The sequence below is a fragment of the Streptomyces sp. NPDC091287 genome (assembly GCF_044768525.1).
Classification (GTDB): Bacteria; Actinomycetota; Actinomycetes; order Streptomycetales; family Streptomycetaceae; genus Streptomyces.
This window is the reverse complement of record NZ_JBIVUV010000015.1, coordinates 180,837-193,800: the sequence shown is the minus strand read 5'-3', so window position 1 is coordinate 193,800 and position 12,964 is coordinate 180,837. Positions and strand designations below refer to the sequence as shown.

The window sequence follows — 12,964 nt, the reverse complement described above, 5'->3', positions numbered from 1 at the left end:
GTCTGCGGGCAGGGCGGTGGTGCGGGCGGGGGCCGGTCCCCGGACACGGCGCCGCCCCACCGGGCACGGGGCCCGGCGGGGCGGCGGTGAGCAGGTACGGCGCGGGTCAGCTGATGGAGACCTCGGGCTCGCCGGACGGGATGCCGTCCTTCTCCATCTGTTCGGCGATCTTCATGGCCTCTTCGATGAGGGTCTCGACGATCTTCGACTCGGGGACGGTCTTGATGACCTCGCCCTTCACGAAGATCTGGCCCTTGCCGTTGCCGGAGGCGACGCCGAGGTCGGCCTCGCGGGCCTCGCCGGGGCCGTTGACGACGCAGCCCATGACCGCGACGCGGAGCGGGACCTCCATGCCCTCCAGGCCGGCGCTGACCTGGTCGGCGAGCTTGTAGACGTCGACCTGGGCGCGGCCGCAGGACGGGCAGGAGACGATCTCCAGGCGGCGCTGCTTGAGGTTGAGCGCCTCCAGGATCTGGAGGCCGACCTTGACCTCCTCGGCCGGCGGGGCCGAGAGGGAGACGCGGATGGTGTCGCCGATGCCCTCGGAGAGCAGCGCGCCGAACGCGACGGCCGACTTGATGGTGCCCTGGAACGCCGGTCCGGCCTCGGTGACGCCGAGGTGCAGCGGGTAGTCGCTCTGGGCGGCGAGCTGGCGGTAGGCGTTGACCATCACGACCGGGTCGTTGTGCTTGACCGAGATCTTGATGTCGCCGAAGCCGTGCTCCTCGAAGAGGGACGCCTCCCACAGGGCCGACTCGACGAGGGCCTCGGGGGTGGCCTTGCCGTACTTCTTCAGGAGCCGCGCGTCCAGGGAGCCGGCGTTGACGCCGATCCGGATCGGGGTGCGGGTCTCGGCGGCCGCCTTCGCGATCTCCTTGACCTTGTCGTCGAACTGCTTGATGTTGCCCGGGTTCACCCGGACCGCGGCGCAGCCGGCGTCGATCGCGGCGAAGACGTACTTCGGCTGGAAGTGGATGTCGGCGATCACCGGGATCTGCGACTTCCGGGCGATCGTGGCGAGCGCGTCGGCGTCGTCCTGCGTCGGGCACGCGACCCGGACGATCTGGCAGCCGGACGCCGTTAGCTCGGCGATCTGCTGGAGCGTGGCGCCGATGTCCGACGTACGTGTCGTCGTCATCGACTGCACGGAAACGGGTGCGTCGCCGCCGACCGCGACCGTACCGACCTGGATCTGTCGGCTGACCCTTCGGTCGGCGAGCTTGGTCGGAACGGCCGGCATTCCGAGAGAAATCGCAGTCATGCGCTGTGCATCCCCAAGGTGTGGATCAAGGTCCCGAGATCGGCGGGCTCCAGCCTTCGAGGTTACGGCACCGGAGGCGGGACGGACGCACCGTGTCGACAAGTCCACCCGTTGGTGAGCGGCCGGACACGGGGTGTGTGCCCGGCCGACACCTGGGGTGCCGCGCGGCCGTCAGGAGATCTTGACGGGGTTCACGATGTCGGCCACCAGGACCAGCAGCGTGAAGCAGATGAAGAGTCCGGCGACCACGTAGGCGACCGGCATCAGCCGGGCCACGTCGAACGGGCCGGGGTCGGGGCGCCGGAAGACCTTGGCCACATTGCGCCGCAGGGACTCCCAGAGCGCGCCCGCGATGTGCCCGCCGTCCAGCGGGAGCAGCGGCAGCATGTTGAACAGGAACAGCGAGAGGTTGAAGCCCGCGAGCAGGAACAGCATCATCGCGATCTGGTTCTGCGCCGGGATGTCGAGGTTCATCACCTCGCCGCCGATCCGGGCCGCGCCCACCACGCCGACCGGCGAGTCGTCGGCCCGTTGGCCGTCGCTGAAGGCGGCGTCCCAGAGGGCCGGGATCTTGGACGGCAGGGCGATGATCGAGTCGACGCCGTTCTCGATCATGTCGCCCATGCGGACGGTGGAGTCGACGAAGGAGAGCGGCACGATCTCGGTCCGGGCGGCGAAGCCCAGGTAGCCCGCCTTGATGAACTGGTCCGGGACGACCTGGCCGTTGCCGTCCTTCTTGGCGACGGCGTTCTCGCGCAGGACGGCGTCGAGGGTCACTTCCTTGCCGTCGCGCTCGACGACGAGGGTGGCGGGGCCGATGGTCTCGCGGATGCGGTCCGAGAGCGTCGCCCAGTCGTCGACCTTCTTCCCGTCGAAGGCGACGATCCTGTCGCCCTCCTGGAGGCCGGCGGCCTTGGCGGGCGAGACCGGGTCGCCGTCCTTGCAGGTCTCGCGCTTGTCGCTCTGCGAGATCACGCACTGCTGGACGCCGGCGACCTCGGTGGTCTGTGTCTGGAAGCCGAAGGTCATCGCGACGCCCATGAAGATGGCGACCGCGAGGATCAGGTTCATGAAGGGGCCGGCGAACATCACGATGACGCGCTTCCACGGCTTGCGCGTGTAGAAGAGCCGCTTCTCGTCGCCCGGCTCCAGCTCCTCGTAGGCGGCGGAGCGGGCGTCCTCGATCATGCCGCGCCAGGGCGAGGTGGAGCGGGCTTCGAGCCGGCCGTCGGGTCCCGGCGGGAACATCCCGATCATCCGGATGTAGCCACCGGCCGGGATGGCCTTGATGCCGTACTCCGTGTCGCCCTTCTTCTTCGACCAGATCGTCGGGCCGAAGCCGACCATGTACTGCGGGACCCGGATGCCGAACATCTTGGCCGTGGAGAGGTGGCCCAGCTCGTGCCAGGCGATGGAGAAGAGCAGGCCCACGACGAAGACGGCGATCCCCAGGACCGTCAGCAGGACCGAGGTCAGACTCATGCGCGCGCCTCCGCTGTCGCTTTCGCCGAGAGTTCCCGGGCCCGTGCGCGGGCCCACGTTTCCGCTTCGAGGACGTCCGCCACGCTGAGCGAGGTTCCCGGGGCGGGGGTGCCGTGTTCGGACACCACAGCGGTGACCGTATCCATGATTCCGTTGAAGGGCAGCTGTCCGGCGAGGAAAGCGTCCACGCATTCCTCGTTCGCGGCGTTGAAGACGGCCGGCGCGGTGCCGCCGAGCCCGCCCACGTGCCGGGCGAGGCCGACCGACGGGAAGGCCTCGGTGTCCAGTGGGAAGAACTCCCAGCTGGACGCCTTCGTCCAGTCGAAGGTGGGGGCGGCGTCCGGGACGCGCTGGGGCCAGCCGAGGCCGATGGCGATGGGGCCGCCCATGTCCGGCGGGGTGGCCTGGGCGAGCGTGGAGCCGTCGCTGAACTCGACCATGGAGTGCACGTAGGACTGGGGGTGGACGACGACCTCGATCCGGTCGAACGGAATGTCGTAGAGGAGGTGCGCCTCGATGACCTCCAGGCCCTTGTTGACCAGGGTCGCGGAGTTGATCGTGATGACCGGACCCATCGCCCAGGTCGGGTGGGCGAGCGCCTGCTCCCGGGTGACGTCGGCCAGCTCCTCGCGCGTACGGCCCCGGAAAGGTCCGCCGGAGGCGGTGACGACGAGCTTGCGGACGTCGGCGCGGGTGCCGGCGGCCAGCGCCTGGAAGAGCGCGGCGTGCTCGGAGTCGACCGGGATGATCTGGCCGGGGGCGGCGAGCGCCTTCACCAGCGGGCCGCCGACGATCAGCGACTCCTTGTTGGCGAGGGCGAGCGTGCGGCCCGCCTTCAGCGCGGCCAGGGTGGGGGCGAGCCCGATCGAGCCGGTGATGCCGTTGAGCACGGTGTGGCAGGCGCTCGCGGCGAGCGTGGCGGCGGCGTCGGGTCCGGCCAGGATCTCGGGGAGCGGCTCGCCGGGCCCGTAACTCTCCCGCAGCGCCGCGCGCAGGGCGGGGACCGCTTCCTCGGCGGCGACGGCGACCGTGTCGACCCGCAGCCGGCGGGCCTGCTCGGCCAGCAGGGCGACCCGGCCGCCGGCGGCCGAGAGCGCCGTGACCCGGAAGCGGTCGGGGTTGCGCAGGACCAGGTCGATGGCCTGGGTGCCGATGGACCCGGTGGAGCCGAGGATCACGAGATCCCGGCGGCCGTCCGCGGCGTCGAAGACGAGATGCGGATCGGCGAGGGGGGCGGGGCTGTCGCTCATGCCCCCATTGTTGCCGCTCCGGCTGTGTGCGGGGACAGCGCGTCCCGTGTGGGCCGCGCCGCCCCTTCCGGTCAGCGCGCCACAAGGCCGTCCGCGAAGCCCTGGAACGCCTCGTGGAAGCGCGGGAACGTCTTGCGTACGCAGCCGGGGTCGTCGTACGTCAGTCCTGGGGTGCGCAGTCCGGCGACCGCGAAGGACATCACGATGCGGTGGTCGCCGTGGGCGGCGATCTCGGTCGGCTTCGGTGTCCCGGGGTGGATCTCGATCCAGTCGGGCCCGGTGTGGACCGTGATGCCCATGGCGCGCAGGTTCTCGGCGCACGCCTCCAGCCGGTCGCACTCCTTGACCCGGGTGTTGGCGACGTCCTCGATCCGCACGGGTCCGTCCGCGTAGGGGGCGATGGCGGCGAGGGTCGGCATGGTGTCGGAGATGTCGCGCATGTTGACGGTGAGGCCGCGGAGCCGGCCGGTGGAGCGGACGGTGGTGGCGTCGGCGCCCACCTCCACCTCGGCGCCCATGTCCCGCAGGACGTCGACGAAGCGCAGGTCGCCCTGGAGCGCGCCGATGCCGAGGCCGGGGACGGTGACCTCGCGGCCGGTGAGGGCCCCGGCGGCGAAGAAGTAGCTCGCGGTGGAGGCGTCGGGCTCGACGGCGTGGGTGGTGGCCCGGTAGCCGCCGGGAGGGACGGTGAAGGTGTTCCCCTCCCGCAGTACCTCCACGCCGAAGTCGCGCATCATCGCGAGGGTGATCTCGACGTACGGCGCGGAGACCAGCTCGGTGACCTCGATCCGCAGCCCGTTCGCGGTGAGCGGTCCGAGCATCAGCAGCGCGGTGAGGTACTGGGACGACTCCCCCGCGTCCAGGACGATTTCGCCGCCCTCGATCCCGGCGGCCCGGACGGTCAGCGGGTGGTGCCCCTCGGCCGCCTCGTGGCGCAGGTCGACGCCGAGCGTGGTGAGGGCGCGGGTGAGCGGGGCGAGCGGGCGGCGGCGCATCTGGGCGGAGGCGTCGAAGCGGTACGTGCCGGAGGCGGCGGCCGCGACGAGGGTGGGCAGGAAGCGGGCGGTGGTCGCGCCGTCGCGGCAGAAGACGTCGGCGTCGGGGGCGGCGGGCCCGGCGGGGCGACCCTCGACGTGCCAGCGGTCGGCCTCCCGGTCGACCGTGTAGCCGAGGCTCTTCAGGCCTTCGGCGAAGCCCTCGGTGTCGTCCGAGCGCAGCGGTCGCAGCAGGGTGGTGGTGCCGTCCGCCGCGGCGGCCAGGAAGAGGGCGCGGGCGGTGACGGACTTGGAGCCGGGGATGTCGATGACGGTCACGGCTCTCATCCTGCCCTGCGGTGGGCGGGGCGTACGGGGTACGTCCGGTGCGTGGACGTGGTGGACGTACCCCGTACGGACAGCCCTCAGCGCACCGGTCGGTGCTGGTTCTCCCGGGCGGAGGGCCCCGGGGTGGCGTCCGCGATCCAGGGGCCCTCGCCGCTGGGGTCGACGACGCCCTCCTCCAGCCAGGTGTACGTCCCCGCCAGGACGCCGTCGACGACGCGCCGGTCGAGGTCGTCGGTGTTGGACCACAGGCGGGTGAACAGCTCCTCGACCCGGATGCGGGCCTGCCGGCAGAAGGCGTCCGCGAGCTGGTAGGCCTCGCGGCCGTGCTCCCCCGTCCCGCGCAGGTGCTCGGCGCGGACGCAGGCGGCGCTCATCGCGAAGAGTTCCGCCCCGATGTCGACGATCCGGCCGAGGAAGCCCTGCTTGGTCTCCATCCGCCCCTGCCAGCGGGACATGGCGTAGAAGGTGGACCGGGCCAGCTTGCGCGAGGACCGTTCGACGTACCGGAGGTGACCGGAGAGGTCGCGGTGCCCGGCGGGGTGGAACTCGCCGTACGTACGCGGCAGTTGTCCCGGCCCGGCGACGAGCTTGGGCAGCCAGCGGGCATAGAACCCGGCGGCGTTCGCGCCCGCCTTCGCCTTGGCGGAGAGCGGCTTGTCGGGGTCGATGATGTCGCCCGCGACCTTGAGATGGGCGTCGACGGCCTCGCGGGCGATCAGCAGGTGCATGATCTCGGTGGAGCCCTCGAAGATCCGGTTGATCCGCATGTCCCGGAGCATCTGCTCGGCGGGCACCGCGCGTTCGCCGCGGGCGGCCAGCGACTCGGCGGTCTCGAAGCCTCGGCCACCGCGGATCTGGACCAGTTCGTCGGCGATCAGCCAGCCCATCTCGGAGCCGTAGAGCTTGGCGAGGGCGGCCTCGATGCGGATGTCGTTGCGGTCCTCGTCGGCCATCTGCGAGGAGAGGTCGACGATGGCCTCCAGGGCGAAGGTGGTGGCCGCGATGAACGAGATCTTCGCGCCGACCGCCGCGTGCTTGGCGACGGGCCTGCCCCACTGTTCCCGGGCTCCGGACCATTCGCGGGCGATCTTCAGGGACCACTTGCCCACGCCCACGCACATCGCCGGCAGCGAGAGGCGGCCGGTGTTGAGGGTGGTCAGGGCGATCTTCAGACCGGCGCCCTCGGGCCCGATCCGGCAGGCGCCGGACACCCGGACCCGGTGGAAGCGGGTGACGCCGTTCTCGATGCCGCGCAGGCCCATGAAGGCGTTGCGGTGCTCGACGGTGACGCCGGGGGCGTCGGCCTCGACGACGAACGCGGTGATGCCGCCGGGATGGCCCTCGGAGACGGGGACCCGGGCCATGACGACCAGGAGGTCGGCGACGACGCCGTTGGTGGTCCAGAGCTTCACGCCGTCGAGGACGTAGTCCGGCCCGTCGGGCACCGCGGAGGTGGCGAGGCGGGCCGGGTCGGAGCCGACGTCCGGCTCGGTCAGCAGGAAGGCGGAGATGTCGGTGGTGGCCAGCCGGGGCAGGTAGACGTCCTTCTGCTCCTGGGTGCCGAAGATCTTCAGGGGCTGCGGTACGCCGATCGACTGATGCGCGGAGAGCAGCGCGCCGATCGCGGGGCTGACCGAGCCGGCCAGGGCGAGCGCCTTGTTGTAGTACACCTGGGTGAGGCCGAGCCCGCCGTACCTGGTCTCGATCTTCATCCCGAGAGCGCCCAGTTCCTTGAGCCCGCTGATCACCTCATCGGGGATCTTCGCCTCGCGCTCGATCCGCGCGCTGTCGACGTGCGTCTCGCAGAACGTGCGCAGCCGCGCCAGGAACTCCTCGCCGCGCCGGATGTCGTCGGGCGGCGGCAGGGGGTGCGGATGGATCAGGTCGAGGCGGAAGCGCCCGAGGAACAGCTCCTTGGCGAAGCTGGGCTTGCGCCAGTCCTGCTCCCGGGCGGCCTCGGCGACCCGTCGCGCTTCACGCTCGGTGACCTTGGGCGCGCTGGGGACCTGGGGGGTGTTGTGTGGTGCGGACATGAGGGACCTCACCTCGCCGCGCGTCACCGGGACGGGATCGACACCTGGACACACGGACTGCTAGTCGCTGCTTACTGGTCCGTATGTAACCCGGGTACCCGTGGTTCGGCACCCGCAGCAGTCCCCGCGCACGGATACGCGGACGGCTGGTGTACGGGCGCTGCGCCTCCAGGACGTCGTCCCGCGACCCTCGCGCACCGCGCAGCACCGGTCGACCCCCGACAGGTCGTCCAGGATCACACCGCTCAGCCGCTGGGTGTCGCGGAGCTTCTGGCAGGCGTCCATGAACTGATCGCCCATGACCTCCGGCTCGAATTCCAGCTCCAGGTCGTCACCGATCTCGGCGGCGTGCGGCGCCTTGTTCATCGCGAGACTCCTCGTGGCCACATGGGCTCCCCGGCGTGTGCGTAGCGCCCGGCCCAGAACCAGCGGCGGCAGCAGAGTAGCCGCCCCAACTGCCGGCTCGGACGGAGCACGAGAATGGGCGATCGGGCCAGGTCTCACGACGTCTGAAACTCACCCCACCTTGAGGCGGAACGGTCTATTCCGGACCTGGATCCAGTTCCTGTCCGGCATCCTGTGCCGATGACTCGACTTCCCGTCCACGTGCAGCGACGGTATGTGCGGCTCAGCCTTATGGTGCTGTCCGCTCTCGCGTCCTTCGCGCTCGGCTGGATTCTCCTGGACTCCGGCCAGTACGAGGACTACGAACAACTGGTCGCCTGGATCGGGTTGTTCGTTTCCATGGCCGCACTGCTGGTGTCCTTGGCACAGTTCTTCCCGACGCTACCGCCGCCAACCGACGCGGCGCAGCTCGCGGACGACCTGGCAGTCTCAGTAAGGGCGCAGTGGGAAGAGGAGGTAGCCGCCCGCAACCTGCGCACTCCTCGCGTGATCCCGTTGGCCTGGTCCGCCACCCGCCGACCGGTAGCCGCGCCGCCCGAGGAAACGCACAGAGGCGCCGGCGACGGTCTCGTACTGCGACCGTCGCTGAACGGCCGGCTGGAGGGGGACTTCGACGCGGCTGCCCGGCGGCTCGCCGAGGGATACCGCCGTGTCCCCGCAGGCCGACTCGTCGTACTGGGCGAACCCGGTTCCGGCAAGACTGTTCTGGCAGCGATTCTCACCCTGGGCCTGCTCGCCGAACGCGAAGCGGGCGCGCCGGTTCCCGTATTACTCACGTTGGCCGGCTGGGATCCCCTGGGCGAATCGCTCAAGGACTGGATCGAGCGCACTCTGGGCACTGCCTACTACGGCGGGCGGACCGAAATTCCAAGGATGCTGCTGCGGGCACAGCGGCTGCTGCTGATCCTGGATGGCCTGGACGAGATGCCCGAGGCCTCGCGACGTGACGCCGTGAGCACGATCAACAAATCCTGCGGTGACGGCGTCGGAGTCGTACTGACCTGCCGCTCGACCGAGTTCCAGGATGTCATTGCCGGCGGCGCGCCCGTCCTGCGTCGCGCACCGGTCGTAGAGGTGGCACCGGTCCCGACTGCGGACATGATCGCCTACTTGAGTGACGCCAACTGGCCCGACGGCGTCCAATGGGAGCCGGTATACACGCACCTGCGGGCGAATCCCGACGGCCCGATGGCAGCCGCGCTGTCCACCCCGCTGGCCCTCACCCTGGCCCGCACCGTGTACAGCAACTGCGATCGGGACCCCGGTGAACTCCTCGACTTCGACAGCTCGCACGCGGTGCAGGACCATCTCCTCGATCACATCGTCACCGCCGCATATGCTCCGGATCCAGGTCGCGACGGAGGCCGGGACGCGGATGTCTGGGAGCACGATGCCAAGCAGGCCGAAAAGTATCTGACATACCTGGCTGTCTATCTCCAGCAGCACCGCGAACGTGACCTCGTCTGGTGGCTCCTGAGCCAACGACTGTCGTCCCCCCTCGCTGGTCTTGCCGTGGGGACCGCCGCCGGCTTGCTCGCAACGTTCACCGTGGTCGCTCGGATGCTCTTCGTGGGCCCACGTAGCGACGCGCCGCCCGCAGAATTGGCTGTGGGTATTGGAATCGGTTGCGCAATTCTGACCATGATCGTCTGGTACGCAGCACCGGGTGCGTCACCGGGCGCGCTGTCGTTGAGGCGGGGCGGATCCCTGGCGCGGCTGGGACGAGGATTCACGACCGGTCTGAAGCTGGCTGCCACTCCGGCGCTCCCTGTAGGCGTGGCGGGGGCAATCGCTCTCTCGTTCTCAGGCGCATGGAACGAGGCGGATCTCGCGGACATCGTCATGCCGACGGCGGCAGTGTGTGGGGGTGTTCTCGCGCTCTGTCTCGCCCTCGCTGTGCATTCCTGGCTCGATGCACCTCCGGAACATTCAAAGAAGGCCAGTCCTGCGGACTTGCTCCGCCAGGACCGGGCATCATCGCTGACCGGAGCTCTCGCGGCGGGAGCGGTCTTCGGGGTCACTGTCGCACCGCTGAGCACTATCATGTGGTCGACCGCTCTGATTCTTTTTTCCGAAGCCACCTCCACCCCCATTCCCCCTTCAATCGCCACCTTCATCGCCGATGACCTCAGCAACAGCGTTGCATACAGATCAACATGGGCCTTCATCCTGGCCACCCCGCTACCCGGAGCGGTCTTCTCTCTACTGATTCTTCTCACCAGGGCGTGGCCGAGATTTTCAATCCTCCGCTTTTCCCTTGCCGCCCAAGGGAAGCTGCCCTGGAATCTCCTGCACTTCCTTTCGGACGCCAGGGATCGGCAACTTCTGCGCCAGTCAGCAGGCGCCTACCAGTTCCGGCACGTCCGCCTGCAAGAACGGCTCGCAAGCCGCGCGCCGGCCCAAGACCGCAGCACCCCCGACCCTCGCACCGGTCATCGCACAATCCAGGCGGCAACCGGAGCCACCGCAGTCACCCTGCTCCTGACTGGAGCACTCTTAATGCCCGGCACTTCCGACCGCTCGCCAGTCGAATTCATAGACACCGGCACAGTCGCATCCATGACTTTCGGTCCACGTGGAAGCGAAACCCTTATCACAGTCGACGAGCACGGAAACATCAAGCACTGGGACACAGAGACCGGCGACGAGGTCGCCACACCTGATCACTCCATCCCGAAACAACACCTTACATCTTCCGATGATTTCGGCAGCGCACCAATCGTAATCCCTGACGGAGTACTGGGGTACACCGAAAGCGTGCAGGACACCGGCGAAGACGAATTTTTCGAATATCGGGTCTATGAGCTATTTCCATGGGGAAATGAGGAACATCCCCGGAGGACGAAATTTTTTGAGGGCCAACTCAATCACGCCAGCGCCGGTCTTCGTTACCTGCTTCAATCTGAAATCGGTGGGGACTACCGTTTGGTCCGCAGACTCGACACTCAAACGAACGTCAAAGTGGATTGCAAGAACCCGACTGGTACTTTTGAAGATTGGAGCATGAGCGGCAACGGTGCCCGCGCAGCAAACGAAGCTGGCGGACGCATCTACCTGATGAATTTCACTGACTGTAGCGGCACGGATGACCTTTGGTCGGGGGACAAGACCGTCGACTCCCTGGCGCTCAGTCACAACGGCAGAGAGTTGGCACTCAACGCCGGAGGGGTCACCTGGATCCGAACCCTGGCTCACTGACGTGTGGCCGGGCGCGTCGACCAGCGCACCGTACAAGTGCCCCGAAGGCCGGCGAGGCGGGGCAAGAACCCGTGCCGCGTCGGAGTTGAAGCTCGTCGGGTTGTTGTCCCACCGGAGGACCACCGACAGCCCGGTGTCGACCTACGCCCCGCCCTCTGTGGCGACCAGGTCCACGAAGGGAGGGAGCAGCACCTCGTCGGAGGGGTAGACCGGGCACAGCCCGGAGTAGGTTCCAGTCATGCGGCGAGGCTGCTGTCATCGGTGTCGTTCACCGACCAGGTGAACGACACCCCTGCGGGAGAGCCTGGCTGGTGCCGTTGGTCCCCGCGGCGAACCCCGGAACCTCCATACGGCCGGACGGCCCGAACCCCCGCACAGTGGGTTCGGGCCGTCCGTTTCGCGCCCCCGCCCGCACCCGCTGTCCAGGCGGGGGCGCGGGCGGGGGTCGTCCGGGGTGTTACAGGGCGAGGCCGGTGAGGACCAGGACGCGCTCGTACGTGTAGTCGTCCATGGCGTAGCGGACGCCCTCGCGGCCGACGCCGGACTGCTTGGCGCCGCCGTACGGCATCTGGTCGGCGCGGTACGAGGGGACGTCGCCGATGATCACGCCGCCGACCTCCAGGGCGCGGTGGGCGCGGAAGGCGGTCTGGAGGTCGTGGGTGAAGACGCCGGCCTGGAGGCCGTATTTGGAGGAGTTGACGGCGGCGAACGCCTCGGCCTCGCCGTCCACCTTCTGGAGGGACATGACCGGGCCGAAGACCTCTTCGCAGGAGAGCTTCACGTCGTCGGGGAGGCCGGCGACGACGGTCGGGGCGTAGGTGGCCCCGTCGCGCTTGCCGCCGGTGAGCAGCTGGGCGCCGCCCTGGACGGCCTCGTCGACCCAGGACTCGACGCGCTTCGCGGCGTCCTCGCTGACGAGGGGGCCGACGTCGGTGGCGGCGTCGGCCGGGTCACCGGTGACCAGGGCCTCGACGGCGGCGACGATCTTGGGGACGAGCCGGTCGTAGACGGCGGCGTCGGCGATGACGCGCTGCACGGAGATGCAGGACTGGCCGCCCTGGTAGTTGGAGAAGGTGGCGATCCGGGTGGCGGCCCAGTCGAGGTCCGCCTCCGAGGCGTAGTCGCCGAGGACGACGGCCGCGCCGTTGCCGCCGAGCTCCAGGGTGCAGTGCTTGCGGGGCACCGACTCCATGATCGCGTAGCCGACCGGGCCGGAGCCGGTGAAGGAGATGACCGGCAGGCGCTCGTCCTGGACGAGGGCGGGCATCCTGTCGTTCGGGACCGTCAGGACGGACCAGGAACCGGCCGGGAGGTCGGTCTCGGCGAGCAGCTCGCCCAGGATGAGGGAGGAGATGGGGGTCGCCGGGGCGGGCTTGAGGATGATCGGGGCGCCGACGGCGATGGCCGGGGCGACCTTGTGGGCGCTGAGGTTCAGCGGGAAGTTGAAGGGCGCGATGCCGAGGACGGCCCCGCGCGGGAAGCGCCGGGTCAGCCCGAGGCGGCCGGTGCCGCCGAGGTCGGTGTCGAGCCGCTGGGCCTCGCCGCCGTTGAAGCGGCGGGCCTCCTCGGCGGCGAACCGGAACACGGACACGGCCCGGCCGACCTCACCGCGGGCCCACTTGATCGGCTTGCCGTTCTCCGCCGAGATCAGCTGCGCGATCTCCTCGGTGCGCTCCGTCAGCCGCCGTACGACGTGGTCGAGGGCAGCGGCCCGGACGTGCGCCGGGGTGGCGGCGAACTCGTCGCGCACCGCGTGGGCGGCGGCGACGGCCTCCTCGACCTGGGCGTCGGTCGGCACGCTGACGGTGCCGACGAGGCGTCCGTCGTACGGGTTGGTGACGTCGAAGCTGTCGGCACCGGTGGCCTGGCGGCCGGCCACCCAGAAGGCGTGGGGCGAAGTCATGGAGGTTCCGGCCCTTCGGAGGTCGTGAGGAGGTTGTGAGGAGGTCGTGACGCAGGTGGTGACGCAGGTGGTGACGCAGGTGGTGGCGGAGGTGGTGGCGCTCGGAAGGC

The 12,964-nt window shown here is 69.5% G+C and carries 8 protein-coding genes; 1 reads left to right on the top strand and 7 read right to left on the bottom strand.

Annotated features, from left to right (window positions below; translation table 11 throughout):
• Nucleotides 1-106 precede the first annotated feature (106 nt).
• The 6 genes from ispG to ACIQRW_RS25490 all read right to left on the bottom strand — a co-directional run bounded on the left by ispG (nt 107) and on the right by ACIQRW_RS25490 (nt 7,714).
• Nucleotides 107-1,261 (bottom strand): flavodoxin-dependent (E)-4-hydroxy-3-methylbut-2-enyl-diphosphate synthase, encoded by a 1,155-nt coding sequence (ispG, locus tag ACIQRW_RS25515; protein ID WP_397923872.1) that lies wholly within the window; start codon nt 1,259-1,261, stop codon nt 107-109.
• Between the two features lie 171 nt (nt 1,262-1,432).
• The gene (locus ACIQRW_RS25510; protein ID WP_403764333.1) at nt 1,433-2,743 is read right to left on the bottom strand and encodes a M50 family metallopeptidase; all 1,311 of its coding nucleotides are present in this window, start codon (nt 2,741-2,743) and stop codon (nt 1,433-1,435) included.
• A complete protein-coding gene (gene dxr, locus ACIQRW_RS25505) occupies nt 2,740-3,993 on the bottom strand; it encodes a 1-deoxy-D-xylulose-5-phosphate reductoisomerase (RefSeq protein WP_403764331.1) in 1,254 nt (417 codons plus the stop codon). The genes ACIQRW_RS25510 and dxr overlap by 4 nt, the downstream gene beginning before the upstream one ends.
• Nucleotides 3,994-4,064: 71 nt before the next feature.
• On the bottom strand, nt 4,065-5,306 hold the full coding sequence (aroA, locus tag ACIQRW_RS25500) for a 3-phosphoshikimate 1-carboxyvinyltransferase (protein WP_403764329.1): 1,242 nt from the start codon (nt 5,304-5,306) through the stop codon (nt 4,065-4,067).
• Nucleotides 5,307-5,392: 86 nt separating this feature from the next.
• A complete protein-coding gene (locus tag ACIQRW_RS25495) occupies nt 5,393-7,348 on the bottom strand; it encodes an acyl-CoA dehydrogenase family protein (protein WP_403764327.1) in 1,956 nt (651 codons plus the stop codon).
• Between the two features lie 60 nt (nt 7,349-7,408).
• A complete protein-coding gene (locus ACIQRW_RS25490) occupies nt 7,409-7,714 on the bottom strand; it encodes a hypothetical protein (protein WP_403764325.1) in 306 nt (101 codons plus the stop codon).
• A 219-nt stretch (nt 7,715-7,933) separates the two neighbouring features.
• Between ACIQRW_RS25490 and ACIQRW_RS25485 the strand changes: the two genes are divergently transcribed.
• A complete protein-coding gene (locus tag ACIQRW_RS25485; RefSeq protein WP_403764323.1) occupies nt 7,934-10,951 on the top strand; it encodes an NACHT domain-containing protein in 3,018 nt (1,005 codons plus the stop codon).
• Nucleotides 10,952-11,408: 457 nt separating this feature from the next.
• Here the strand turns inward: ACIQRW_RS25485 and ACIQRW_RS25480 are convergent, their stop codons facing one another.
• Complete coding sequence (locus tag ACIQRW_RS25480; RefSeq protein WP_403764321.1) at nt 11,409-12,854, bottom strand: aldehyde dehydrogenase family protein; 1,446 nt, start codon at nt 12,852-12,854, stop codon at nt 11,409-11,411.
• Nucleotides 12,855-12,964 lie beyond the last annotated feature (110 nt).

Bases quoted from the DNA above. Each gene is read 5' to 3' on its own strand.
- ispG (WP_397923872.1), bottom strand. From the start codon at position 1,261: ATGACTGCGATTTCTCTCGGAATGCCGGCCGTTCCGACCAAGCTCGCC.
- ACIQRW_RS25510 (WP_403764333.1), bottom strand. From the start codon at position 2,743: ATGAGTCTGACCTCGGTCCTGCTGACGGTCCTGGGGATCGCCGTCTTC.
- dxr (WP_403764331.1), bottom strand. From the start codon at position 3,993: ATGAGCGACAGCCCCGCCCCCCTCGCCGATCCGCATCTCGTCTTCGAC.
- ACIQRW_RS25495 (WP_403764327.1), bottom strand. From the start codon at position 7,348: ATGTCCGCACCACACAACACCCCCCAGGTCCCCAGCGCGCCCAAGGTC.
- ACIQRW_RS25490 (WP_403764325.1), bottom strand. From the start codon at position 7,714: ATGAACAAGGCGCCGCACGCCGCCGAGATCGGTGACGACCTGGAGCTG.
- ACIQRW_RS25485 (WP_403764323.1), top strand. From the start codon at position 7,934: ATGACTCGACTTCCCGTCCACGTGCAGCGACGGTATGTGCGGCTCAGC.
- ACIQRW_RS25480 (WP_403764321.1), bottom strand. From the start codon at position 12,854: ATGACTTCGCCCCACGCCTTCTGGGTGGCCGGCCGCCAGGCCACCGGT.